General features: G+C 62.4%; 24 protein-coding genes. 10 read left to right on the top strand and 14 right to left on the bottom strand.

The genetic code is table 11. The annotated features are described in order from the left end of the window. Position 1 precedes the first annotated feature (1 nt). The 5 genes from ACFWAD_RS15375 to iolC are packed head-to-tail and all read right to left on the bottom strand — an operon-like array spanning position 2 to position 5,720. Entirely contained in the window at positions 2-907 is a 906-nt protein-coding gene (locus tag ACFWAD_RS15375; RefSeq protein ID WP_378534265.1) for a sugar phosphate isomerase/epimerase family protein, read from the bottom strand. A 52-nt stretch (positions 908-959) separates the two neighbouring features. Next, positions 960-2,915 carry a 3D-(3,5/4)-trihydroxycyclohexane-1,2-dione acylhydrolase (decyclizing) gene (gene iolD, locus ACFWAD_RS15370; protein ID WP_378545131.1) on the bottom strand — a complete coding sequence of 652 codons (1,956 nt, stop codon included), beginning with the start codon at positions 2,913-2,915 and terminating at the stop codon, positions 960-962. A gap of 14 nt (positions 2,916-2,929) precedes the next feature. Next, complete coding sequence (iolB, locus tag ACFWAD_RS15365) at positions 2,930-3,802, bottom strand: 5-deoxy-glucuronate isomerase (RefSeq protein WP_378545128.1); 873 nt, start codon at positions 3,800-3,802, stop codon at positions 2,930-2,932. Between the two features lie 21 nt (positions 3,803-3,823). Beyond that, the gene (locus tag ACFWAD_RS15360; protein WP_021332504.1) at positions 3,824-4,723 is read right to left on the bottom strand and encodes a hypothetical protein; all 900 of its coding nucleotides are present in this window, start codon (positions 4,721-4,723) and stop codon (positions 3,824-3,826) included. Beyond that, positions 4,716-5,720, bottom strand: coding sequence for a 5-dehydro-2-deoxygluconokinase (iolC, locus tag ACFWAD_RS15355; protein ID WP_003940877.1), 1,005 nt, complete (start codon positions 5,718-5,720; stop codon positions 4,716-4,718). Before iolC ends, ACFWAD_RS15360 begins: the two co-directional genes overlap by 8 nt. A gap of 201 nt (positions 5,721-5,921) precedes the next feature. On the opposite strand from iolC, the gene ACFWAD_RS15350 reads away from it, so the two are divergent. From ACFWAD_RS15350 to ACFWAD_RS15330, 5 genes are all read left to right on the top strand, one after another. Continuing rightward, on the top strand, positions 5,922-6,659 hold the full coding sequence (locus ACFWAD_RS15350; protein WP_378534258.1) for a GntR family transcriptional regulator: 738 nt from the start codon (positions 5,922-5,924) through the stop codon (positions 6,657-6,659). 106 nt (positions 6,660-6,765) lie between these two features. Beyond that, a complete protein-coding gene (locus ACFWAD_RS15345; RefSeq protein WP_378545125.1) occupies positions 6,766-7,914 on the top strand; it encodes a Gfo/Idh/MocA family protein in 1,149 nt (382 codons plus the stop codon). Positions 7,915-7,944: 30 nt separating this feature from the next. Beyond that, positions 7,945-9,330: an MFS transporter gene (locus tag ACFWAD_RS15340; RefSeq protein WP_378545122.1), complete on the top strand. Its 1,386-nt coding sequence runs from the start codon at positions 7,945-7,947 to the stop codon at positions 9,328-9,330. Positions 9,331-9,451: 121 nt separating this feature from the next. Continuing rightward, complete coding sequence (iri, locus tag ACFWAD_RS15335) at positions 9,452-10,888, top strand: rifampin monooxygenase Iri (RefSeq protein ID WP_378545119.1); 1,437 nt, start codon at positions 9,452-9,454, stop codon at positions 10,886-10,888. Positions 10,889-10,991: 103 nt separating this feature from the next. Then, on the top strand, positions 10,992-11,372 hold the full coding sequence (locus ACFWAD_RS15330) for a hypothetical protein (protein WP_378545116.1): 381 nt from the start codon (positions 10,992-10,994) through the stop codon (positions 11,370-11,372). Between the two features lie 39 nt (positions 11,373-11,411). On the opposite strand, the gene ACFWAD_RS15325 is transcribed toward ACFWAD_RS15330, so the two are convergent. From ACFWAD_RS15325 to ACFWAD_RS15315, 3 genes are all read right to left on the bottom strand, one after another. Next, positions 11,412-11,729, bottom strand: coding sequence for a hypothetical protein (locus ACFWAD_RS15325; RefSeq protein WP_241199139.1), 318 nt, complete (start codon positions 11,727-11,729; stop codon positions 11,412-11,414). 61 nt (positions 11,730-11,790) lie between these two features. Next, on the bottom strand, positions 11,791-12,975 hold the full coding sequence (locus ACFWAD_RS15320) for a phytanoyl-CoA dioxygenase family protein (protein ID WP_378545111.1): 1,185 nt from the start codon (positions 12,973-12,975) through the stop codon (positions 11,791-11,793). Positions 12,976-13,044: 69 nt separating this feature from the next. Beyond that, positions 13,045-14,067, bottom strand: a complete 1,023-nt coding sequence (locus ACFWAD_RS15315) for a Gfo/Idh/MocA family oxidoreductase (RefSeq protein WP_378545108.1) — start codon at positions 14,065-14,067, stop codon at positions 13,045-13,047. An 80-nt stretch (positions 14,068-14,147) separates the two neighbouring features. On the opposite strand from ACFWAD_RS15315, the gene ACFWAD_RS15310 reads away from it, so the two are divergent. After that, positions 14,148-15,188 carry a Gfo/Idh/MocA family protein gene (locus ACFWAD_RS15310; protein WP_378545105.1) on the top strand — a complete coding sequence of 347 codons (1,041 nt, stop codon included), beginning with the start codon at positions 14,148-14,150 and terminating at the stop codon, positions 15,186-15,188. Here the strand turns inward: ACFWAD_RS15310 and ACFWAD_RS15305 are convergent. Then, positions 15,185-15,961 (bottom strand): TIM barrel protein, encoded by a 777-nt coding sequence (locus tag ACFWAD_RS15305; protein ID WP_378545102.1) that lies wholly within the window; start codon positions 15,959-15,961, stop codon positions 15,185-15,187. The genes ACFWAD_RS15310 and ACFWAD_RS15305 overlap by 4 nt on opposite strands. Then, a complete protein-coding gene (locus ACFWAD_RS15300) occupies positions 15,958-16,983 on the bottom strand; it encodes a Gfo/Idh/MocA family oxidoreductase (RefSeq protein WP_378545099.1) in 1,026 nt (341 codons plus the stop codon). Before ACFWAD_RS15300 ends, ACFWAD_RS15305 begins: the two co-directional genes overlap by 4 nt. A 121-nt stretch (positions 16,984-17,104) precedes the next feature. On the opposite strand from ACFWAD_RS15300, the gene ACFWAD_RS15295 reads away from it, so the two are divergent. The 4 genes from ACFWAD_RS15295 (at position 17,105) to ACFWAD_RS15280 (ending at position 21,200) form a co-directional block, all read left to right on the top strand. Beyond that, positions 17,105-18,100 carry a LacI family DNA-binding transcriptional regulator gene (locus tag ACFWAD_RS15295; RefSeq protein WP_378545096.1) on the top strand — a complete coding sequence of 332 codons (996 nt, stop codon included), beginning with the start codon at positions 17,105-17,107 and terminating at the stop codon, positions 18,098-18,100. A 160-nt stretch (positions 18,101-18,260) separates the two neighbouring features. Next, entirely contained in the window at positions 18,261-19,262 is a 1,002-nt protein-coding gene (locus tag ACFWAD_RS15290) for a substrate-binding domain-containing protein (protein ID WP_003941029.1), read from the top strand. A gap of 63 nt (positions 19,263-19,325) precedes the next feature. Further along, positions 19,326-20,384 carry an ABC transporter permease gene (locus ACFWAD_RS15285; protein ID WP_069145865.1) on the top strand — a complete coding sequence of 353 codons (1,059 nt, stop codon included), beginning with the start codon at positions 19,326-19,328 and terminating at the stop codon, positions 20,382-20,384. A gap of 3 nt (positions 20,385-20,387) precedes the next feature. Beyond that, positions 20,388-21,200 (top strand): ATP-binding cassette domain-containing protein, encoded by an 813-nt coding sequence (locus ACFWAD_RS15280; RefSeq protein ID WP_007727336.1) that lies wholly within the window; start codon positions 20,388-20,390, stop codon positions 21,198-21,200. A 58-nt stretch (positions 21,201-21,258) separates the two neighbouring features. Here ACFWAD_RS15280 and ACFWAD_RS15275 read toward each other — a convergent pair whose 3' ends face one another. The 4 genes from ACFWAD_RS15275 to ACFWAD_RS15260 are packed head-to-tail and all read right to left on the bottom strand — an operon-like array spanning position 21,259 to position 24,951. Beyond that, a complete protein-coding gene (locus ACFWAD_RS15275) occupies positions 21,259-22,260 on the bottom strand; it encodes a Gfo/Idh/MocA family protein (RefSeq protein WP_378545091.1) in 1,002 nt (333 codons plus the stop codon). Next, positions 22,257-23,123, bottom strand: a complete 867-nt coding sequence (locus ACFWAD_RS15270; RefSeq protein WP_378545089.1) for a TIM barrel protein — start codon at positions 23,121-23,123, stop codon at positions 22,257-22,259. Before ACFWAD_RS15270 ends, ACFWAD_RS15275 begins: the two co-directional genes overlap by 4 nt. After that, positions 23,120-24,160 (bottom strand): Gfo/Idh/MocA family oxidoreductase, encoded by a 1,041-nt coding sequence (locus ACFWAD_RS15265; RefSeq protein ID WP_378545086.1) that lies wholly within the window; start codon positions 24,158-24,160, stop codon positions 23,120-23,122. The genes ACFWAD_RS15270 and ACFWAD_RS15265 overlap by 4 nt, the downstream gene beginning before the upstream one ends. Further along, positions 24,160-24,951 (bottom strand): SDR family oxidoreductase, encoded by a 792-nt coding sequence (locus ACFWAD_RS15260; protein WP_378545083.1) that lies wholly within the window; start codon positions 24,949-24,951, stop codon positions 24,160-24,162. The genes ACFWAD_RS15265 and ACFWAD_RS15260 overlap by 1 nt, the downstream gene beginning before the upstream one ends. Positions 24,952-25,005 lie beyond the last annotated feature (54 nt).

Genomic DNA, 25,005 nt, shown 5'->3' with positions numbered 1-25,005 from the left:
CTCAGCTGAAACGGACGGCGGGGACGCCACAGGTGGACAGGTACTTCTGGGTGCGCGCTGCGATGGGCAGCGGTGTGTCGGGATGGCAGGGATACATGTCCTGCTCGACGATCGCGAACACGTCGATGCCGAGCTTCTCGATGGCCTCCAGAAGCGGTGGCATGTCGGGGATTCCGCGCGGCGGTTCGATCATGGCACCGAGTTTGACGGCCTCACCGAACGGCAGGTCCTCCGCCTCAACCTTGGCGACGATCGCCGGATCCACCTGCTTGAGGTGTAGGTACCCGATGCGCTCCGGATGTTTGTCGATAATTGCGAGATTGTCGCCGCCGCAGTAGCTGATGTGGCCGGTGTCGAGACACAGATTCACGAAACGCTCGTCGGTCCCTTCGAGGAACTTGTAGACGTTGTCCTCGATGTCGACGTGACTGTCGGCATGAGGGTGGTATTGCGCCATGACGCCGTACTCCTCGAGCATTGCCTTCCCGAGAGCGTTCATGCCGTCGGTTTTCTTACGCCACTGCTCGGGCGTCAGATTGCGGTCTTCGAGTACCGCTCCGGTGGAAGGGTCGCGCCACATCTCAGGGATGACCACCACGTGCTTGCCGCCGACGGCTGCGGTCAACTTGGCGACATCCTTGATCTGATTCCAGACGGCATCCCAGGAATCGTCCTGGTGCAGATGTTCGAAAACGGTACCGGCCGAAAGCTTCAGGCCGCGGGCACCGAGTTCGTCCGTCAACTTGGCTGGATCGGTCGGAAGGTATCCGAACGGGCCGAGTTCGATCCATTCGTATCCCGACGCGGATACCTCGTCGAGGAATCGTGTGTAAGGGGTCTGCTGTGGATCGTCCGGAAACCACACGCCCCAGGAGTCGGGGGCTGATCCGACGCGAATCGCGCTCATGTCTAGATTCCTTTCGCGGGCAAGCTTTATGGGGTGTGGTTGTGCGGAATTTTCATTCGGATGGACGTAGGTACGGTCGCTGGATCTTCTTCCAGGACTCGTAAGTTGCCCGTGCTTTCTTGGTGGACTCCAGGTCGGAGGTGGCCGATACCGGTACATCCCACCAGGATTCGCTGTCCGGGGCGCCGATCAGCGGATCGGTTTCGACGTGGATGACCGTACTGGTCTCGCTTGCTTTGGCAACCTTGATCGCGTCGGCGAACTCGGCAGCGGTGTTGGCGCGGATGACGTCGACACCGAGGCTGGCGGCGTTCGCGGCCAAATCGACCGGGAGAACCCCTCCGTCGAGACGTCCGTCATTCGAGCGGTAGCGGTACTGCGTGCCGAAGCGCTGGGAACCGAGCGACTCGGACAGCGAACCGATGGAGGCAAATCCGTGATTTTGCACCAAAATGACGATGACCTTGAGGCGTTCCTGCACGGCGGTGACCAATTCGGTGGCCATCATCAGATAGGAACCGTCGCCGACCATGACGAACACGTCGCGATCGGGACAAGCCATCCGGACGCCCAGACCTCCCGCAACTTCGTATCCCATGCAGGAGTATCCGTATTCGACGTGATATCCCTTCGAATCGCGAGTACGCCACAGCTTGTGGAGGTCACCGGGCATGGACCCGGCAGCGCACACCACGACGTCACGTGGATCGGACAGAGTGTTGACCAGACCGATCACCTGATTCTGATTCAGCGACCCGTCGGCTGCAGGTTCGGCCGGGTTGTAGACGGATTCGACGACAGCATCCCAATCGCGAGCGAGTTCACCGATCCTGGACGCGTACTCGTCGTCCACCCGGTAGTCGCTCAGTGCGAGTGCCAGGGCGTCGAGAGCCTCACGCGCATCGGCCACCACACTGACACCGCCCTGCTTCACGGAATCCAGTGAAGCGACGTTGATGTTGACGAAGCGAACGTCTGGATTGGTGAAGGCGGTGCGGGATGCGCTCGTGAAATCGCTGTACCGCGTACCGATTCCGATGACGACGTCCGCATCGGTGGCCAGAGCGTTTGCAGCGGTGGTGCCAGTGGACCCCACTGCTCCGACGGATTGTGGATGGTCGTAGACCAAGGAACCCTTGCCGGCCTGGCTCTGCCCCACGGGGATTCCGGTCTGCGCGCAGAACGCTGCCAGAGAGTCCGTGGCCTGGCTGTAGATCACGCCTCCGCCGGCGACGATCAGCGGCTTGCGAGCCGAACGGATGATCGCGGCGGCGCGTTCGATCACCGATCGCTCGGGGAGCGGACAGGCCACGTGCCAGACTCGTTCGGCGAAGAACGACTCGGGCCAGTCGAAAGCCTCGGCCTGTACGTCCTGCGGGATGGCGATGGTGACTGCGCCGGTCTCGACGGGGTCGGTGAGAACTCGCATGCCGGCCAGCAGAGCACTCGGCAACTGTTCCGGGCGCCATACCCGATCGAAGTATCGCGAGACCGGTTTGAAAGCGTCGTTGACTGTGACGTCACCGCTCGACGGGAGTTCGAGTTCCTGCAGGACCGGGGCACTGGCTCGGGTCGCGAAAGTGTCTGCGGGCAGAAGTAATACAGGTAGACGGTTGATGGTGGCCAGTGCCGCGCCGGTGATCATGTTGGTGGCGCCCGGGCCGACGCTGGACGAGACCGCCCACGTCTGCAGGCGGTCCTTCATGCGGGCGTGGGCGACTGCCGAGTGCACCATCGCCTGCTCGTTGCGTCCGAGCACGTAGGGGAGCGTCGGCTCACGGCCGGCGTCGAGATCCTGGATCTCGGCCTGCAAGAGTGCCTGCCCCAATCCGGCGACGTTCCCGTGCCCGAAGATTCCGAAGCAGCCGGCAAACAGCTTGGTGCGCTGGCCGTCGCGTTCGGTGTACTGGTTGGCGAGGAAGCGGACGACAGCTTGAGAAACGGTGAGGTGTACGGTCGGCTCGTCGCGAGGTGGACGATTGCCGGTTGTGTTGTTGGTGGGTGCCACAGCTTTCACTTCCGTCAGTTGTGGGACTGCAACGGCAGTCGAGGGTCGATGTCCTGGTGATCCCAGCTTCCGCGCAGCCAGGTGTGTTGCGGATCGTCACAGATGTTCCACGCCCGGATCTCGCCCGAACCTGCCATGACGTTGAGGTAGTACATGTGGTGCCCCGGCGCTGCGATGGACGGGCCGTGATAGCCGTGCGGCACGAGGACGACGTCGCCTGAGCGGACTTCCTCGAGCACCTCGATAGGTCTCTCGGCGGTTCCGTACACGCGGTGGTAGCCGAATCCTTCGGTGCCGGTCGGGCTTCGGTCGATCTCGAAGTAATAGATCTCTTCGAGGGCCGATTCGACGTCGCTGTTCTCGTCGTGTTTGTGGCTGGGATACGACGACCAGTTCCCGCCGGGGGTGATGACCTCACACGCGATGATGGAGTCGGCCTCGAAGGTGTCTGCGGTGGCGAAGTTGTGAACCTGTCGGCTGCAGTTCCCGGCACCGCGGAGCTCGACCGCAACTCCTGAAGCCGGGCCGTAGCGATGGGGGAGCTTGGCGCCGGCGCGTGCTCCGCACAGAGCGAAGCGGCCCCCGTCAGCGCTGCTGACCGAGTAGTCGGCGTCGCGTCCTACGTACGCGAAATCGCTCGGACCGTCGAAAACCGATGCGCGGCCAGTCAGGGGAATCTCCGTCCCCTCGGCAACAACCACAGCCGAACCCGCCAGTGGAACGACGATGATCTCGTTCTCGCCGGACTGCAGGTGAACGTTCGCACCCGGGGCGAGTTGGAGTGTCCACAAGCTGGATTCGGTCCACCCGGCAGACTCCGGCGTGACCACTGTCGTGAAATCACCGTCGGCGGAAGAGTCGGCGGGGACGTAGTACTTGCTGAACATCTTGCTCCTGCCAGGTCGGTTCTAGTGGACGAGCTTGACTGCGGTGTCGACGGCCGCGGTCACGTCACCGTCGGGTGGGTAGAGCAGCGCGCGCCCGACTATCAATCCGCGCACGGACGGCAACTGAAGGGCAGCGTCCCACTTTGCGTACGTTTCTTCCGGCGCGATCTGCGGGTCGCCGCCCAACAGGAGCGTCGGGAGAGTCGTCGCATCCATGACCCGTTCCATCTCGTCGACGACTGGCAACTTCATCCACGTATACGCCGAGGTGGAGCCGAGGCCCTGGGAGATATGGATGGACTTGATGACGGCGTCGGGGCTGAGATCGTTGACCACCTTGCCGTTTACGCGACTGGAGAGGAACGGCTCGAGCATCGCGATCAGTCCGGCCGCGGCCAGTTCGTCCACGGCTTCCGCACATGCCGTCATGGTGGGCAGAGTGCCCGCGTCGTCGAGTGCGATGCGCAGCAGCATCTTTCCGCCGTTCATGCCGAACTTTGCGGTGCCGGCCGCGGTGTATCCCGTCATGCGGTCGTCGAGTTCGAAGCTGGCGCCTGCCAGGCCGCCGCGGTTCATCGACGAGAAGACGACCTTGTCGTCGAGGGCACCGAGGAGGAGCAGATCGTCGAGAATGTCCGCAGTACCGAGAACGCCGTCGACTCCAGGATTGTCGAGAGCAGTGCGCAACCGGTCCAGCAGATCGGTACGACTGTTCATCGCTGTCGGCTTGCCGCCGACAGACAGCGCCCCACGCGCCGGATGATCGGCGGCGACGATCATGAGCCGGCCGTTGCCTCGAACAGTGGCGCGAGGAGTTCGTGCAGCCCAGGCCTTTTCGATGATCTGCGGATCGCTCGCACGCAGTTCCGTCACTTCGGCGTAGGTGGTGGCGAGGGGGCGGGCGGCGAGCTTGTCAGACATTGACTGCCTCCGTGGCTGTGGCTTCGGCGAGATCGTGGACTTCTTCGGCGGTCGGCATCGCGGTGGAGCATTCGAGCCGAGATGCGACTATCGCGCCGGCCGCGTTGGCGTAGCGCAGTACCTTCTCCAGCGGCCATCCGGCCAACAGTCCGTGGCACAGTGATCCGCCGAAGCTGTCGCCTGCTCCCAGCCCGTTGACCACGTCGACGGTGTTGGGCGGCACGGTGATCGACTGCTTTCGCGTTTTGCCGAGTACACCCTTCGGGCCCTGCTTCACGATGGCCAGTTCGACTCCGAGGTCGAGAAGCGCGTCCGCAGCCTTGTTCGGGTTGGTCTCACCGACAGCGATTTCGCACTCTTCACGGTTCCCCACGGCTACTGTCACGTGTGCGAGGGCGCGCTGTACCTGCGTGGTCGCGTCCTGCGGCGTCGACCAGAACATCGGGCGGTAGTCCAGGTCCAGAACGGTGAGCGGGCGCCGTTCGCGGGCTTCCCAAGCGGCGAAGTGTGCGCTGCGGCTCGGTTCTTCGGACAGCCCCGTCACAGTTGACCAGTACAGCGAGGCTGTTCGAACGGCGTCGAGGTCGATGTCTTGCGGGGTGATCCGAAGATCAGGCGCATGCGGCTTGCGATAGAAGTACAGAGGAAAGTCGTCCGGGGGGAAGATTTCGCAGAACGTCACCGGTGTCGGGTACTCCGAATTGGTGACGACAAACCTGTTGTCGACACCGAGACGTGCCAATTCGCGTGTGACGAACTTCCCGAAGGGATCGTTGCCGACGCCGGAGATCAATGCTGCTCGCCGACCGAGGCGCGCGGCCGCCACCGAGACATTGGCTGCGCTGCCGCCGAGGAACTTGCCGAACGTCTCGACGTCCTCGAGTCCGACACCGGTCTGAAGTGGGTAGATGTCCACACCCGATCGGCCGATGGCAAGCACGTCGAAGGGTGCGTCAGGGATGTGCGACCCGCTCTGGTGAGTGTTGATGCTTGTCAAAACTGACTCCCGAGAGTTCGTGGTGGGTTGCCCACGCAGGGCACCGATGTATGACTGAAACTGTGCGCCGCGACACAGCGATTGTCAATAGTTTGTCTGGACATTATGACTTGCGGTCAAGTGAATGTTAGTGTTCGCATACACTGCCGAGAGAAGTAGCGTCGATACGGCGCCTTCCCAAGTCAGAGATCGGAGTTGACCGTGGTCGCAGCACTCGCCGTCGAGTTGGACCGCTCAAGCCCGGTGCCGCTGTATTTTCAGCTGGCCCAGGCAATCGAGGGCGCTATTCTCGGTGGCGACCTTGCCCCAGGCGATCGCTTCGAGAACGAACTTGCGTTGGCCAAACGGCTCAATCTCTCGCGTCCGACCACACGGCGCGCGATCCAGGAATTGGTGGACAAGGGCTTACTTGTTCGCAAGCGGGGTGTCGGAACTCAGGTGGTGCAGAGTCCCGTGCACCGCCCTGTCGAGCTCACCAGCCTGTTCGACGACCTGGCGAGGGCAGGCCAGGCTCCGACGACCAAGCTCCTCGAGTTCACGGTGGGAGTTCCCGGCGAGGACGTTGCCGCGGAGCTCAACCTCGAACCTGACGCCGAAGTGGCCACCATCAGGCGTCTGCGGAGCACCAACGGCGAACCACTGGCAGTGATGACCAATTACATTCCGGTGGACATCGCACCCGATCCCGAGGAGTTGGAGACGCAAGGGCTGTACCAAACCTTGCGAACTCGCGGCGTGCACATCCGTGTGGCGCGGCAGCGAATCGGCGCTCGGGCGGCGACTCGCGAAGAAGCAGGATTGCTCGACGAGAAAGTGGGTGCTGCCCTCTTGACCATGAGCCGCACTGCATTTGACGATTCAGGTAGTGCCGTCGAGTTTGGCAGCCACTGCTACCGAGCGTCGCGTTACTACTTCGACACCACTGTGGTCGACCGCTAGATCTCGATCCCGGTGACACGAGTACCCGCCTGACTGAGTCAGTGGGGGTGATTTGTGATCCCAGAATTTCTGCGATCCTTCGATCATTTGACCCGAATGGAGCCTCATGACAGGCATTTCTGTAGCAGTTGCCGGATTCGGATGGATGGGCCGCGTACACACGCAGGCGTATCTGCGTCTGCGGCAGCACTATCCCCAGCTTCCCGTGATCCGCCTCGCTGCCGTCGCCGACGAAGTGCCGGGCCGAGGGGAGGAAGCAGCGGACCAATTCGGTTTCGACGCTTTCACCCAGGACTGGCGCGATATCGCAGCCGATCCGGCGATCGACGCGGTGAGCATCACGGCCCCGAACTTCTTGCACCGTGAAATCGGCGTCGCAATGGTAGAGGCCGGCAAACACATCTGGATCGAGAAGCCCGTCGGGTTGTCCACGGAAGACGCGAAAGCTGTTGCAGCAGCTGTCTCGAAGGCAGGTGTGCAGTCGAGCGTCGGCTTCAATTATCGAAATGCGCCGGCCGTGGCCCTGGCAAAAAGCCTGATCGAGTCGGGGGAGCTGGGCACGATCACCCATTCGCGTTTTCGCTTCCTCAGCGACTACGCGGCGCACCCCGAAGGCGCTTTGAGTTGGCGGTACGAGCGTGAGCGCGGCGGCGCCGGCGTCCTGGGTGACTTGGCTTCGCACGGTATCGATCTCATCCGTCATCTCCTCGGCGACGTCGACGCCCTCGTTGCGGATACTGCCATCTTCATCCCGGAGCGGGCGCGACCGTCCGCAGCAACCAGTGGACATGCCCGCGCCAGCGGCGGAGAGATGGGGGCTGTCGAGAACGAAGACTTCGTCAGTGCACTGCTGCGCCTCGGTTCGGGTGGCCGCTGCACCCTCGAAGCGTGCCGAGTCGCCGTGGGAGAGCAGAACAACTACGGATTCGAGATTCACGGCACGAAGGGCGCCGTGTTCTGGGACTACCGCCGGATGGGTGAACTGGGCACCAGCCTCGGCTCGAAGTACCAGGACCAATCCGTCACGACGGTGTTGGTCGGCCCCGAGTCGGGTGAGTTCGGCCGCTTCCAGCCCGGCGCGGCCAACGCGATGGGCTACGACGACCTGAAAGTGATCGAGGCTCGCAATTTCATCTCCTCGATCGTGGGTGGAGCGCCGCAGGGCGCGACCATCGCTGATGCAGTCGCGTCGGCGCAGGCTCTGGACGCGATGGTTGCCTCGGTGTCCTCCGGCGGTTGGATCACTCTCGGCTGATCGACAGCGTCTCCGAAAGGCTCTGGCGCAGTGACATTTCCCCGCGGTCTGGCGTTGCTCGTGGCAGCAGCGCTGTTCATGGAGATGCTCGACGCGACGATTCTCACAACGGCGCTGCCGTCGATCGCCGAATCATTCGGAGTCGCTGCCGTCGACGTCAATGTCGCCGTTTCTTCGTATCTCTTGGTGTTGGCAGTCTTGATTCCGGCGAGCGGATGGATGGCCGACAGAAACGGAACGCGGCGTGTCTTCATCTTCGCCATAGCTGTTTTCACGGTGGCATCGGTGGGATGTGCACTCAGTACGTCCCTCCCGATGCTGGTGGGAATGCGTGCATTACAAGGGGTAGGCGGCGCCATGATGGTGCCGGTGGGGCGGCTCGCAGTATTGCGGGTGACGTCGAAGGCGGAACTGGTACGGGCAATCGCCTACCTGACGTGGCCGGCGCTCACAGCGCCGGTTCTCGCGCCCGCTCTGGGTGGAGCCATCGTGTCGATCGCGTCGTGGCGCTGGATATTCCTGATCAACGTCCCGATCGGGATCGTCGGGTTTCTCCTTGCATTGCGCATGGTGCCTGAAATTCGGGCAGCGCAGAAACGAAGCCTCGACTGGCTGGGCCTGGTGGCGATCGGAGCGGGCGTCGCCGTGCTCGTTTTGGCACTCGACAGCGTGCACAGTTCCGGGACCGATTGGATTCGAGTGGGACTCGGGATCGTTGTGTCTCTGATCTTGTTGACCTTGGCCGTCATTCACCTCCTCCGGTCGGATCACCCGCTCATTGCGCTCGGGGTCCTGCGGCTCCGATCCTTTCGGATTGTCGCGTCGAGCGGCTCGCTGTACCGGCTCGTGATCATGGGTGTGCCGTTTGTGCTGCCGCTGTTGTTCCAAGTGGGATTCGGAATGTCGGCGTTCAAGGCCGGTCTGCTGGTGATGGCTCTGTTTGTGGGCAACATCGCGATCAAACCGCTCACCACGCCGCTCATGCGCAGGTTCGGGATCAGACGAGTTCTGGTGGGGAACGGCGTTCTGTCGGTGGTGTGCTTCGGTGCGCTTGCACTGATTTCGTCGTCGACACCGGACGGAGTTGTCGCCGTGGCGCTGTTCGTCAGTGGCGCGCTGCGATCAATCGGGTTCACCGCGTACAACAGCTTGGCATTCGCCGAGGTCGACTCGGGGGAGCTGACCGATGCCAACACCTTGCATGGAACCCTGCAGGAGCTGGCGTCCGGTCTGGGTATTGCGCTGTCCGCGTTGGTGATCACGCTTTGTACGCCGCTGGCGGAGTCCGGCGATCTTGGCGGAGGAGCGCCGTTTTCGCTGACACTGGGTGTTCTCGGGCTCATGCTCGTGCCGACGGTGATCGAGAGTTGGCGGCTCCCGCACGGTACAGGCGCTGCGGTGTTGGCGCGCCGATGAAGAGGGGCCTCCCGCCACTTTCATCATAACGCGGGACCGGGGGCTTGCGGCAAGGCCCGGGTGATGGTGCAGACTCGGCTGCTGCGAGCAAGCAAATGCCTTGCCCGGAGGAGGGGTTTGCATGAGTGACGTCATCATCGTCGGTGCCGGACCAACCGGATTGATGCTGGCAGGCGAGCTCCGGCTACATGGCGTCGACGTCGTTGTCATTGACAAGGACGAGGAGCCGACCCGGTTCGTCCGTGCCCTCGGCATTCACGTCCGCAGCATCGAAATCATGGAACAGCGCGGGTTGCTGGACAAGTTCCTCGCGCACGGACGCAAGTACCCGCTCGGCGGATTCTTCGCGGGGATCAGCAAGCCGGCACCCGCTCACCTCGATACTGCGCACGGATACGTACTGGGCATACCTCAGCCCGAGATCGACAGGATTCTTGCCGAACACGCCACCGACGTCGGCGCGGACATTCAGCGAGGGAAGCGCGTCGTCGCAATCCGTCAAGACAGTGACAACGTCACAGCGGAATTGTCGGACGGCACAACACTTCATGCGCGTTACCTCGTAGGCTGCGACGGTGGGCGTAGCACCGTTCGGAAGCTGATCGACGTCGGGTTTCCCGGCGAGCCGTCGAGCGCCGACACGCTGATCGGCGAAATGGACGTGACCATGCCGGCTGATGAAATGGCCGCCGTTGTCGCCGAGATCCGGGAAACGCACAAACGATTCGGAGTCGGTCCCGCCGGCAATGGTGCTTTTCGCGTCGTGGTACCAGCGGCCGAAGTTGCCGACGGTCGCGCGGTTCCGACCACCCTCGACGACATCAAGCAGCAGCTACTGGCCATCGCCGGCACCGACTTCGGTGTGCACTCGCCGCGGTGGCTCTCGCGCTTCGGCGACGCCACCCGATTGGCGGAGCACTACCGCCGTGACCGGGTTTTCCTCGCCGGCGATGCCGCTCACATCCACCCACCGATGGGCGGGCAAGGCCTCAATCTCGGTGTCCAAGACGCCTTCAACCTGGGCTGGAAGCTCGCCGCAGAGATCAACGGCTGGGCACCGGAGAGCCTGCTCGACACTTACGAATCGGAACGGCGTCCGGTGGCTGCCGACGTTCTCGATAACACGCGCGCGCAGGCGGAGCTGATCTCCACCGCGGCCGGTCCACAAGCCGTGCGACGCTTGATCTCCGAGCTGATGGACTTCGAAGACGTCAAGCGTTATCTGACCGAGAAGATCACTGCGATCTCGATTCGCTACGACTTCGGCGAAGGCGACGACCTACTCGGTCGGCGGCTGCGGAACATCGCGTTGACGCGCGGCAACCTCTATGACCTGATGCGATCCGGCCGCGGACTTCTTCTCGACCAGGGTAGCCAACTGGCGGTAGATGGTTGGAGCGATCGAGTCGACCACGTGGTCGATACCAGCACCGAATTGGACGCACCGGCTGTCCTGCTTCGGCCGGACGGTCACGTGGCATGGGTCGGGGATACGCAGGCGGAGTTGGATACTCAGCTGTCCAAGTGGTTCGGCCGGCCGGCGACGGGCCCCGTGTGACTCTTCGGGTTCGGCAACCGAGCACCGTGGCGACTCGGACGCACTACCGTTGACGACTATGAGGCGAAGGTCAGCACAGGTTGCGGCTGCGGCAGCGGGCTCTGTGGGAGCGCTGATGCTGACAAGCTGCACGACCAATGTCGATGTGCCGAAAACCTTTGCCGCCACGATAACGGTGACCGGTCAGGCAGAGCAGGCCGAGACGGTCTCTGGAGAGTGCGTGATCGACATGATTCGTGTTGCTCCGAACGACCAGATTCAGATTTTCGGGGGCAGCGGCGCTGCATCCACAAGGTCGACACTCGAGGTCGAGGCAATCGATCAACTTCCCGACGGAATGAGCACCTGCTCCTACACCGCACATTTTGATGCCGTCCCCGCAAACCAGAGAAACTATGAGGTGAGCTTGGGCCACTTCTCTCCGGAGTCCTTCAGCTCAGATGAGTTGGAGAACGGTATCACCTATCAACTTCGCCGGCCCTGACTGAACCAGTTCTCCCTCGCGTTGTATCCGGTCCGACTTTCACTCAGCTCGCTTGGTGGTCCCGTCGCCTCCGCGCTGTCGAGCCTTACCGGGGTTGATGTGGAGCCGAACACCCTCGTAGGCGACTGTGTACGGCACATCGTCGTCGTTGTCCGGGTCGCCGGAGTCCGCAGGATCCGGAAGTTCCGCGATCTGTTCGATGACAGTCTGTGCTCGCGCCGCACCGGGATCGAACATCTCCTGAAACGGCCCGACGAACGACCCCCCAAGCCCGCGGCGCCTTGCCCGAACAGCCGCCCACCCGAACACCGCCAACGGGCCGATCATGGCGAACAGCACTAACAAGTCCCACCCCATGCCACGAGCGTACCGACCGATCGGCATTAAGCGGCCTAAGTCTTTTCAGCGCTGCCGTCCCTCAGCTCATTCGCCTCTCGGACTGTGCCTTCAGCAACTCGGCCAGATGGTCAGGCGAGATCCGCTCGCGAACTGCCTCCATCACTAGTTCGGCCTGCGTCTGAGGCGCGAGGCCGTCGATCGGTTGGTCTCGGTCCAGATTGGTCGGGAAGGCGTAGCCCTCAGCGGAAGCGGCGACGGCACACCGAACGGACTCGTCGGAACCTGCTTCGCTGAGGGCGAGCAGTGCCGGATAGATCGCGTTGACGAGCGCCTCCCGGTCGATGGTTCCGAGGGCGCGACCGAAGGCTGACGACACCTGAAGAAGATTTGCCATGCGCAGGACGTTGGCGGATTTGTTGTGGCCGGCGGCGTGGAACAGTGCAGGGTTGAAGAAGACGGCATCTCCCTTCTCCAAAGGTAATTGGACGTAATTGGCCTCGAAGAACTCCTTGAACTCGGGACGCTCGAACGCGAGGTATCCGGATTCGAATTGTTGGGAGTACGGCAGATATTTTGTCGGGCCCGTCTCGACCGGCATGTCCACATGGGCGACTGCACCTTGCAAGGTGAGGGCGGGGGTCAAGCGATGAACGTGCGCCCGGAACTTCGCAGCGACGTCGCTCGACATGAAACCGAGGTGGTAGTCGCGATGTGGATTCTGTGCGGCGCCACCGGGATTGACGACGTTGACGTCCGACGTCACCTGATACATGGGGCCGAGCCAGGCTTCCGAAGCTAAAGCGACAATGCTGTTTGCGTAGTAGTCGACGTAAGCCTTGGGATCTTCGAGCGCCAACTTCAGTTGTGCTCCCCAGATCCGGTCATTTGCTCCGGGTTTGGCGAAGTGATCCCCGGAGGTCGCGCCGGATTCGTGTTGGCGCGCAATGAGTTCACGAAAGACTGCGCTGGCGCGATCCAATACCTCCGCGTCGAATGCGCCTTGGAAGACCGTGATGCCGGGCCCGGTGAGTAACGCACGGGCGATCTCGTCCTGAATCTCCGCGCGGATTTCAGGATTCGACGATTGCTCGACCAATGCCTTCGAGTCGTACAAGAGAACCCCGTCGGCCACAGAATCGGCGTACGGGTAATCGGCGAGGTCTGTCTCGTGTGCGACCAAAGCGGCGAAGTCTTCGATGTTGCAGTTTTGCCGGTGCAACCTACCCGCGGACGGCACGGTGTGGTCGGTCAGTGCTGGAGTCATTCGGGGACCTTTCCTGCAGTGTTCAAGATGCGCTGTGACTCAAACACTGCCAAGGAAAAGCCATCGAAACTACCCCTGAAATCCATCAAAAAGACCTCGAGAAACGTCCCCTATGGATTCGACCGAGACAGTTTCTCCTTCGGAGTGCATCGACTTGATCACTGCCGCAGCCACGAGGTTTGCCTGCAGTCCGTCGGCTGCTGTGGCCAACGTCGACGGTCTACCGGTGCTCAACGCGTCGATCCACTCGTGAAGTTGGCGCCGATACGACTCGGCAAAACGCGGAATCCAATCCGCCGCATAGCCGTACGAGTGTGAGCGGTCCGTGTCGGTGTGAATGACCACGGGTTCGGCGAGGCGAGCCGCGCCGATTTCGCCGACGACCTCGCACCGAGTGTCGTAGCCGTACCGCGCGTTCAGAAAGATCTCGACCGTGGTGAGAACGCCGTCGGCGGTGCGAAGCATGATCACTTGCGGATCCTGGCGATCGGTCACGAGTGAGCTGGAGCGCCCGCAGTGCCAACTGGCCGCAACGACGGGGGAGTTCAGGATCCACGGCACGATGTCGAGTTCGTGAATCGCGGAGTTGGTCACCGTGGATTCCGAACGGCCGCCTGGGTAGGTGCTGACTGTTCGACTCGAGCAGTGCACGATCAGTGGGTCTCCGATACGGCCGGAATGTGTTTCGGCCTTCAGCGCTACGTATCCCGGATCGAACCGACGCATGAAGCCGACGCTCACCAGAGGGCTTTCGGGGTTCTCGGCTGCAACAACGCGTCGGCAATCCTGCGCTGTCACTGCAAGAGGCTTCTCGCACAGAACCGGTTTTCCGGCTTCGATCGCAGCAAGGGAGAGGTCGGCATGCGTCGAATCGTGGGAAGCGATGACTACGGCATCCACGTCAGCGTCGTTGATCAGTTTCAAGGGATCGGTCACCCACCGTGCTCCGACTGCCGACGCAACCGACACTGCCCGGTCCTGATCGAGGTCTGCGACCACTGAGACCGTTGCCCCGGAGACCGTGAAATGCAGATTGTGGACGTGGTCGGCGCCCATGACGCCGGTTCCGATCACACCGACACGAATCGACATGAGGTTCCTACTTCCAGAGAGTTTAATTGGACAACATAATGTCCTTACATATTTCGCGATTCGACTCTACAGTTCGAGGCATGACTTCTTCTACCGTTCTGGAACTCCCTCGCACCCGGGTCCCCGATCCGATCGACGCCCCGACTTTGCGCTGGGGGATCCTCGGTCCTGGCTGGATTGCACAGCGCTTCGTGGAATCCCTGCAGACCAATACAGCTCAGGAGGTGACGGCAGTTGCTTCGCGCGGACTGGCCCGAGCGCAGGCCTTCGCGGACCAGTGGGGGATCCGACGCGCTCACGGCAGTTACGAAGCTTTGCTTGCCTCCGAGGAGGTGGACGTCGTCTATGTCGCAACCCCGCACACTGCTCATTTCGATTGCGCGATGGCGGCATTGGATCACGGAAAGCATGTTGTGATCGAGAAACCACTTGCCTTGAACGGCGGACAGGGACGTGCCATTCAAGAGAGGGGAGCAGCGCTCGGATTGTTCTGCATGGAGGCGATGTGGACGTCCTTCCTGCCCAAGTTCGATGTGATCGACCAGATCATCGAGGCTGGACTTCTGGGAACCATACGTACGGTTCTGGCAGATCACGGTGAACGGTTCGAGACCGATCACCGTATTTACGATCCGGCGCTCGCGGGCGGGCCGCTTCTCGACCTCGGGACCTATCCGGTCAGTCTTGCGCATCGAGTGCTGGGTGTTCCGACTTCGGTCTTCGCTTTCGGTCAGCCGGCGAACGACCAAGTGAACGGCCAGATTTCCGCGGTGCTCTCCTGGTCCGGTGTAGCTCAGGCGAGTCTGAGCACCACCATCCTCGCTGACACACCCAATACCGCCTCGATCTGCGGTGACAAGGGGATGATCGTTCTGGACTCGACGTTCTACCGCCCCGGGTCCTTCACGGTCCGGCTCGGAGACGGAAGATCTGCGCGCTACGACGACCCGGTCGACGGATACGTCGGAGGTCTCGCGTTCGAGGCGGCCGAGGCGGCGCGTCGGATCACCGCCGGGGATCTCGAGTCGCCGGTCCATCCGCTCGACGCGGCCATTGCGACGCTCGACATCCTCGACGAGATCCGCCGTCAGGTAGGAATCACGTTCCCGGGGGAGGCCTAGAGCGTGAAGGCTTTCCGGAAGGCAGCGAGCGCGACGTCACTGCCTCCCGACGCCCAACCCTCCAAACCGATTGTGCCGGTGTATCCCTGGTCAGCGAGCACGCGTGCGATGGCGGGGTAGTTGATCTCGCCGGTTCCGGGTTCGCATCGACCGGGTACGTCGGCCACCTGAATCTCGCCGATGTTGTCACCACAACGCCGCACGAGTTCGATGAGGTTTCCTTCGCCGATCTGTGCGTGGTAGAGATCGAGCATCATCTTGAGGTTCGGGTGTGAGACGGATTCCACCAGTGCCAGAGTGTCTTTGGCTCGGGCCATCGGAACTCCGGGGTGATCGACAATCGTATTGAGATTCTCGAGGCAGAAGACAACTCCGGCGTCTTCGCCGAGGCGCGCGATCTTCTCGAGTGCGCGGCCGGCGGTCAGCCACATCGCCCCGGTAGTTCGATACTGCGGGCGAGCAGCCTGCCCGTCGATCAGCTCACCGGTGTGGAAGTTCAGCCGGGGAACGCCGAGTTTCGCTGCCGGAGCGAGACACAGCTGCGCCGTGCGTACCAGTTCGGCGCTGCCCGCCTCGTCGAACAAATCGCCGTGCAGGTAGCCGGTCATCGAGGAGAACCGAGCTCCGGTGGCGACAAGAGCGTCGAGGTCCTTGTCCTGCCAACTCCAGATCTCTGCAGCAAATCCCGCATCCGAGATCCGCCGAACACGCTCGACGAAGGGGAGTTCGGTGAACGTCATTTCGGCGGAGACCGCCAAGTCGAACGGGCTCATCGCGGCACCGACAGTAGCGACACCGGCAGCCCGGTTTCCACGGATTCTTTTGCAGCCAAGGCAATTTCCAGCGCGTTGCGGGCATCGAGACCGTCAACTGACGGCGCAGTACCGGAGCGGACGCAATCGGCGAAGTGTGCCAGCTGAGCGACATATGCGTCATGGAAGAGTTCGATGTTCACCCGGGGTGTGTCGGCCAGAACACCCGGCGAGCTGTAATGACGCATCGCGGTCCGAGTGACCTCTCCTGCACTCACCATTCCTCCGGAACCGAAGACTTCACCGCGCACGTCATAGCCGTAGGTGGCGTGGAAGTTGGCCTCGGCCGACGCGAGGGCGCCGTTGTCGAAGCGCAACTGAACCATCGACGTATCGAGGTACCCCTGCTCCTTGTACTGCGGATGGATGAGAGCATCGGCCTGCGCGAACACCTCGACGACGCGTGCTCCCGGGTTGAGCCAGAGCAGAGCGTCGAAGTCGTGAATCAGCGTCTCGTTGAAGATGGTCCACGGCCTGACCCGAGCAGCGACGTCGGCGGTGATGCCCGGATCGCGGGTCAGGGAACGCAGTAGCTGTGGGGTCCCGATCCCGCCGGTGGTGATCACGTCGTGGGCTGCCGCGAAATCAGCGGCGAAGCGCCGATTGAAACCGACCTGCAGCGCAACGTTGTTCGCAGCGCACGCGCCGATTGCGCGATCGGCGTCTTCGAGCGTCAAGGCCATCGGCTTTTCACAGAAGACATGTTTGCCGGCCTCCGCTGCTGCCACCACGAGATCGGTGTGAGTTGATGCGGGCGTACTGATGAGCACCGCTTCGACGTTCGGATCGGCGATCAGTTCGAGTGCATCGGTGTACGGGCGAGCGTCGGGACTGACACGCTCGATCAATGACGCCGCAGCGCCGGACGCGGGGTCGGCGACGGCGACCAGACGGGTGCCGGGGATGCGCAGCGCGACGGACTCGCCGTGGAAACGGCCGATCCATCCGGCGCCGATGAGACCGACTGCAACAGAGGCAGACATGGGGGCTCCGTTCGGAGTGAGAATGAGGAACTAGATCGTTCTAGTGGTGCCAGTAAAGCGCCGGTTGCGGCGCGCGTCAACGTTTGCGTGCATATTTGCTGGAACGATCTAGTCTGTTGAGGTGAACAGTCGACGCCCCACCTTGCAGGATGTTGCCGATCTGGCCGGAGTGTCACGCGCACTGGTGTCCATCGTCATTCGTGATGTCCCGGGTGCCAGCGATGCGACGCGTGTACGAGTCAAGGCGGCCGCGGACCAACTCGGCTATCGACCCGACAACGCTGCGCGACTGCTGCGTCAACATCGCAGCCGCTTGATCGGTGTCAGTTACGTTGCGGCGCAAACATTTCACGCGGAACTGCTCGATGAGATCTACGACGCAGCGGAAAGGTTGCGCTACGACGTCGTCCTCAGTGCCGTCTCGGATCGCAGGCCTGGCTCGCGCGCCGTTCGTACCCTTCTCGATGACCGATGCGAGGCGATCTTGCTGTTGGGTTCGCAGGCGCCGGAATCGGAGATCGTCGACCTGGCGGCCAAGGTTCCCGTCGTCGTGCTCGCGCGGAAGATGCCCTCAGTGCATGTGGACGTTGTCCGCACGGACGACGAGGCGGGCGCCGTGATGGCCGTGAATCATCTCGTTGAACTCGGGCACCGCTCGATCGTCCACGTCGACGGCGGACGCGGTCCGGGTGCCCAGGAGAGGCGTCAGGGCTACCGGAAGGCCATGCGGGCGACCGGTCTGGAATCGCGGATCCTTCCCGGCGGTCTCACGGAGGCGTTCGGGGCAGACGCCGCGCGGTCGATGGTCGAAGAAGGGCTTCCCAGTGCGGTCTTCGCTTTCAACGATCGTTGCGCGCTCGGAGTCCTGGACGTCTTCTTGCGTGCCGGGGTCTCGGTGCCCGGCGACGTCTCCGTGATCGGATTCGACAACAGTGCAGTGGCAGGTTTGGCGCACATCGATCTGACCAGTGTCAGGCAGGACACGGCGTTTCTGGGTGGCGCCGCGGTGGAGCGGATCTCCGAACGCCTCGACGGCGGAAGTGGACTCTTGGGCAAGGACATAGTCGCGCAGCCACAACTAGTAGTTCGAGGTTCAACTGGACCTGCAGCGCGTTGACCTGGCGTTTCCACGGGATCCGGTTTGTCCCGTCTTTGATAAGCAGTCCTAATGTCAGAACAAACTATTGACATTCGACTGTGACGGGTATTACATCTTTCACATACAACCGAGCACCATCCGTTCGCGGGCCGTTGGTTGATGTCGAGAGGGAGTTCACATGTCGTTTCTCACGGGGCGCAAGAGCGTTGCCGTACTGGCCGGAGCCTCAGTCGTGGTCTTGGGTCTGGCCGCCTGTTCAAGCACCGGCGGTAAGCCGGATTCTTCCGGATCGGGAATGGGCGCGGGTACGGCGGACACGCCCCGCGCCACCATTGCGATGATCACCCACGAAGTTCCCGGTGACACGTTCTGGGATCTGGTGCGCAAGGGCGCCGAAACCGCAGCGGCGAAGGACAACATCGAACTTCGGTACTCCGCCGATCCCGAGGCACCGAATCAGGCCAACCTGGTTCAGAGCGCGATCGACAGCAAGGTCGACGGGATTGCAGTCACCCTCGCGAAGCCTGACGCCATGGTTGCCGCGGTCCAAAGTGCCACCGCCGCGGGCATTCCGGTGGTCGCCCTCAACTCGGGCCTCGAAACCTGGAAGGACATGGGCGTCAAGGAGTACTTCGGTCAGGACGAGTCGATTGCCGGTGAAGCTGCGGGCGAGCGACTCAACACCGAAGGAGCGACCAAGGTGTTGTGCGTCATTCAGGAGCAGGGCAACGTGAGCCTCGAATCACGTTGTGCCGGTGTGAAGAAGTCGTTCAAGGGAGCGACGGAGATTCTCAACGTCAACGGCAAGGACATGCCGTCGGTGGAGTCGACCATCACCGCGAAGCTTCAGCAGGACCCGGCCATCGATCGAGTCCTCGCTCTCGGTGCGCCGTTTGCATTGACGTCCGTGACGTCGGTCGGCAACGCTGGCAGCAAGGCGAAGGTGGTCACCTTCGACACCAACGCGGCTCTCGTCGACGCCATCAAATCCGGTGACGTGCAGTGGGCAGTGGACCAGCAACCCTTCCTGCAGGGCTACCTCGCCATCGATTCGCTGTGGCTCTACCTCAACAACGGCAACGTGATCGGCGGCGGCCTGCCGACGCTGACCGGACCCGCGTTCATCGACAACACCAACATCGACTCGGTCGCCGAGTACGCCAAGAACGGAACTCGCTGATCCGGGCGCACGGAGGGCTGAGAATCCGCCCACCGTGCGCCTGTCCAGCACGGAAGGGAAATCATGTCCACTCAGGCAGATCTCGACCTTGCCGCCCACAAAGTCGTGACCGATGAACGGGTGAAGGAGCAGAAGCGCATTCAGCGTCTGCTGCTCCGCCCCGAGATGGGTTCACTTGTCGGCGCCATCGCTATTTTCATCTTCTTCTGTATCGTCGCGGCGCCGTTCCGTACGCCGGAAGCGCTTGCGACAGTGCTCTACTCCAGCTCCACGATCGGCATCATGGCTTGCGCGGTCGCCCTGCTCATGATCGGCGGCGAGTTCGACCTCTCCGCCGGCGTCGCGGTCACCACGTCCTCGCTGGCAGCGTCCATGATCGCCTACAACCTGCACCTCAATCTGTGGGTGGGCGCAATTCTGGCGCTGGTGGTTTCACTCGCGGTCGGATTCTTCAACGGTTACCTCGTCATGAAGACGAAGATCCCCAGCTTCCTCATCACCTTGAGTTCGTTCCTGATGTTGACCGGCATCAACCTGGCCGTCACCAAGCTCGTGAGTGGTCAAGTGGCCACACCCAGCGTCTCCGACATGGCCGGATTCGATTCCGCCAAAAAGGTATTCGCGTCGTCCTTCTCGGTCTTCGGCGTGTCCGTCAAGATCACCGTCGTGTGGTGGCTGCTGTTCACCGCGATTGCCACGTTCATCTTGTTCAAGACCAAGATCGGCAACTGGATCTTCGCGGTCGGTGGTAATCAGGACAGCGCACGCGCGATCGGTGTGCCGGTGACGGCAGTCAAGATCGGTCTGTTCATGACCGTCGGCTTTGCGGCCTGGTTCGTGGGCATGCATCTGCTGTTCTCGTTCAACACCGTTCAGTCCGGTCAGGGAGTCGGTAACGAGTTCCTGTACATCATCGCCGCAGTCATCGGCGGTTGCTTGCTCACCGGTGGTTACGGAACCGCGATCGGCGCTGCGATCGGCGCATTCATCTTCGGTATGACCAACCAGGGCATCGTCTACGCAGGCTGGAACCCGGACTGGTTCAAGTTCTTCCTCGGCGCCATGCTGCTCTTCGCGGTCATCGCCAACAACGCATTCCGCAACTACGCTGCGAAAAGGTGACACATGAGTACCACAGCTGAAGTTCCCGCTCTCTCGAACTCGGGCGGCAACGTGCCACTGATCGAGCTCAAGGACGTCGGTAAGCAATACGGAAACATCATCGCGCTCAAGGGAATCAACCTCCGCGTCGGCGCGGGTGAGGTGACCGGCGTGCTCGGTGACAACGGCGCAGGCAAGTCCACACTGATCAAGATCATCGCCGGCCTGCACCAGCAGAGCGAAGGTGAACTGCTCGTCGACGGCGAACCGACGACGTTCCATTCTCCGAAAGAAGCGCTTGGCAAAGGCATCGCGACGGTCTACCAGGACCTCGCCGTTGTTGCGCTGATGCCGGTGTGGCGCAACTTCTTCCTCGGGCAGGAACTGCGCAAGGGCGGACTCATCAAGTCGCTCGACGCCAACGCCATGCGTGCGACGACGCTCTCGGAACTGTCGAAGATGGGCATCGAACTGCCCGACGTCGACGCACCGATCGGCAGCCTTTCCGGCGGTCAGCGTCAGTGTGTTGCCATCGCACGCGCCATCTTCTTCGGCGCGCGCGTGCTGATTCTCGACGAGCCGACAGCAGCGCTCGGCGTCAAGCAATCGGGAATGGTGTTGCGCTACATCACCGCTGCCAAGGAGCAGGGTTTCGGCGTCATCTTCATCACGCACAACCCGCACCACGCGTACATGGTCGGCGATCACTTCGTGCTCCTCAACCGAGGTCGTCAGAAGCTCGACGCCAAGTACGACGACATCTCGCTCGAAGAACTGACCAAGGAGATGGCAGGCGGTGACGAGCTCGAGACACTGACCCACGAGCTTCGCCGCTAGATCAGAACGTCACGACTACTGCCTCGGTTCGAATCGAACCGAGGCAGTAGTCGTTTCGTCAGAGGGTGGTAGTCGGCCGAACCCCGAGGCCGGAATGCATGTACGCCTCGTCGATCATCGTCATGTTGGCGAGCGCGTCGGCCGGGCCGATGGGAAGTGTCGAGTCCCCGGCCAGATGATCGGCCAGGGCCTCGAGTTGGTAGGTGTACGACGACGTGGTGCCCAGATGCTCGACGATCGTGCGCCCACCGGCCGTGATGGAGACGCGGTCGTCGACGTCCGGCTGCAGGAAGTTGTGCACCAGGACGTCACCTTCCGTGCCGAAGACTCGGAAGGTGAAGTGATAACGCTCGTCCAACATCGTGGTCACCACGGATGCCGTGGCGCCACTGGGGTATTCGAGTTCGATGTCGAACCACGAATCAACTCCCGGAACGTATTCCTCGTGACGGGTCGCGGTCACCACCGGCGCCCCACCACACACGTCACTCAGCATCCGGGAAGCGTGTAATCCGTAGCAGCCCAAATCCATCAGAGACCCTCCCGCCAACGCGAGTTCCCACCGCGGATCGTTCTCGGCGGGGGTCGGCATCCGCAGTACCGTTTCCACTCGAGTTAGTTCGCCGACGGCGCCATTCCGAACCAGATCCAGCAGGCGCCGGTTCACCGGATGAAAGAGGTAGTGGAAACCCTCGAGCAGCGTCACTCCGCTCACGCGTGCTGCCTCGACTACCGCCTGTGCTTCCGCCGCGTTGCTCGAAAACGGTTTCTCCGTCAGCACGTGCTTGCCCGCCTGAATGGCGGCGAGATTCCACGGGCCGTGCAGGCTGTTGGGCAGCGCGTTGTAGACGACGTCCACCTCCGGATCCGAAATCAGCTCCGCGTACGAACCGACCACCCGTTCGATCCCATGCTGTGCCGCATAGGCTCTGGCACGCTCGGGGTTGCGTGCGGCAACGGCCACCAGGCGGTGCCCGGTGGCCGTTGCGGGTTTGATCATCGCGTTCTCGGCGATTCGTGAGGCTCCCAGAATGCCTATTCGCAACGGGGTAGGTGTCACAGAACCGACCGCAGGTACTCGACGCTGGCTCGCACGTCGCGTACCGGCCCCTCGTCCGATGGCGCCTCGGTCAGAATTGTGTCCTGCTCGAGGACGTACCACCCGTCGAAACCGTGTCGCTGCAAGATGGCAGTGACACCGGCGATGTCGACGTCGCCACCACCGAGCGGACGGTACATTCCTGCCTTGACGCCGTCGGTGTAGGTGAGCTCGCCGCTGCGAACGCGTGATGCGAGGGCATCGTCGACGTCCTTGAGATGTACGTGGGTAATGCGCTCGGGAGCTTGACGCGCCAGGTCGACCGGATCGGTGCCGCCGATCAACAGGTGGCCGGTGTCGAGACACAGTGGGATGGCCGAGCCGTCGAGCACGCGCAGGACCTCGTCGCGCTGCTCGATCATCGTTCCGACGTGAGGGTGGACGACTGCTCGAATGCCGCGCTCGGCCGCGGCGTCGGTGAGCCGATCGAGATTGTGCAGCAGGGTTTTCCAACTCTGCTCGTCCAATTCCGGACGTGAATCGTAGCCGTCGGAACCCGTCGTGGCAGCGAGAACCAAAACCTCGGCACCCGAGGCGACAAAACCGTCGAGGATCGGGGAGATGCCTGGCACCGGATCATGATCGTGATCGTGCAGCAGAACCGGTGCGAACCCGCCGACTGCGCTCAGGTCGTGATCCGCGAGCACCTTGGCCATCTCGGCGGGTGCTGTCGGCAGAAAGCCCTCCGGACCGATTTCCGTTGCCGCGAGGCCGACTTCGCGCATTTCACGGAGAACCTGCGCGGGGTCGAGTTGGTAGCCCCAACCCGGGACTTCACACACACCCCAGGAGATCGGTGCGCCGGCGATGCGGGGAGTGCTCATGTGTGTGCCTCATTCTTGTTGTGTAGGAACAGATCTTTGACTTCGGTGATCGCCACGGGCCTACCCTGGTGCAGCGAGTACGTTGCAGCTTCGGAAATCCAGGCCGACTCGACTGCATCCGCGGGAGTACAGGGTGATTCCCGACGCCCGGCGACAACGCCGAGGAATGCTTCGAGTTCGGCACGGTAGGCGGAAGTGAAACGGTCCATGAAAAACGTGTACGGCTCCTTCGAGGGAAACGAGATTCCGGGGTCGAGCGAGCGGAGTGGCAAACGGTCGTCGAGTCCCGCAGCGACGGAGTCTCTCGAGCCGAGGACTTCGAGCCGGCAGTCGTGGCCACGGCCGTTGTAGCGAGTATTCGACACGACCGCGATGGTCCCGCCTTCGAACGTGAGAACCGTTGCAGCGGTGTCGACGTCACCGGCATCGGCGATCGCGCGATCACCCTGATTCGAGCCGGTGGCAAAGACCGTGGTGACTTCGCGGCCGCTGACCCACCTGACGATGTCGAAATCGTGGATCGAGCAGTCGCGGAAGATGCCGCCGGAGTGTTCGATGTACGAGATCGGTGGGGGAGCAGGATCGAGGGTGGTCGATCGGAGAGTGTGGATCCAACCGAGCTGTCCGGATCGAACTGCGTCGTATGCCGCCACAAATGACGGATCGAAGCGGCGCTGAAATCCGATCTGGACCGGTACCGAGGTCTGCTCGACAGCCTCGAGTACACGAACGGAAGATTCGATGGAGTCGGCGACCGGCTTTTCGCAGAACGTCGGGATACCCCGGCGGACAGCGGCTTCGATCAAGTCGGCGTGCGAACTCGACGACGCGGCGATCAGAACGCCGTCGACTCCCGAGGCGAGAAGAGACTCTGGGTCGGCGGCGGACTCCACGTCGAGTTCGGTTGCCACGTCGGAGGTGCGAGATGCGTCGGCATCGGTGACCACCAGCGAGTCGACGCCGTCCATCGTGAGCAGGTTTCGGGCGTGGAAGCTGCCGATTCTTCCGAGCCCGATGACTCCGATGCGAGCGCCCATCAGTCCAACCCTCCGAAGACGTTCTGGTCCCAGTCGACGATCGAACCCGTCACGACTCCGCTGCGATCGGAGAGCAGGAAGACGACGAAGTCGGCGATTTCGTCGACCTGTCCGAGCTTGCCCATGGGGAGGGTGCTGCCTGCACGTTCCTGCCAATCGTCACCGGCGTCGTGAAAAGCTCTCTGCGTGAGGTCTTCTCCCTCGGTCTGTGTCCACCCGATGTCGAGACCGTTGATCCGGATACGATCCCAGCGATGCGCATGGGCGGCGTTGCGGGTCAGACCCGCCAGCCCGGCCTTCGCTGCCACGTACGGCGCGAGATACGGCTGCCCGCCAAGTTCGGACGTGGAGATGATGTTGACGATGGACCCGGGGACCGCACGCTCGCGCATGTCTTTGACTGCTGCCTGCATCGTGAAGAACGGACCGCGAAGGTTCACCGCGATGTGCTGGTCGAAGAGTTCTTCGGTGGTGTCGAGCAGCGTGCCGCGCGAGGTGAGCCCGGCAGAATTGACGAGGGCATCCACGCGGCCGAAATGCGAGATCGTCTCGGCCACGCTGGCGAGTGCGGAATCCGTCTGTGCCACATCGGCTTCGATGAAATGGGTTCCCGGAAGTTCTGCCTCGAGAGTCTTTCCGACGTCAGGGCGTCGGCCGGTGAAAGCCACCTGAGCGCCCTCACGGACAGCGGCACGTACGACGCCGGCGCCGACGCCTTGCGAGCCGCCACTGACCAGTACAACAGTGTCGGCTAGGAGTGCGGGCCTGATTACGCCCGGCGGAGAAGTCATGGGTTTAGTCTGGCTGTGACGAAGACCTCGAGCAACAGCGAAAAACCATCAAAT

This window comes from Rhodococcus sp. NPDC059969 (genome assembly GCF_042738325.1).
GTDB lineage: Bacteria > Actinomycetota > Actinomycetes > Mycobacteriales > Mycobacteriaceae > Rhodococcus_F.
This window is presented reverse-complemented; position numbering and strand designations above follow the sequence as displayed.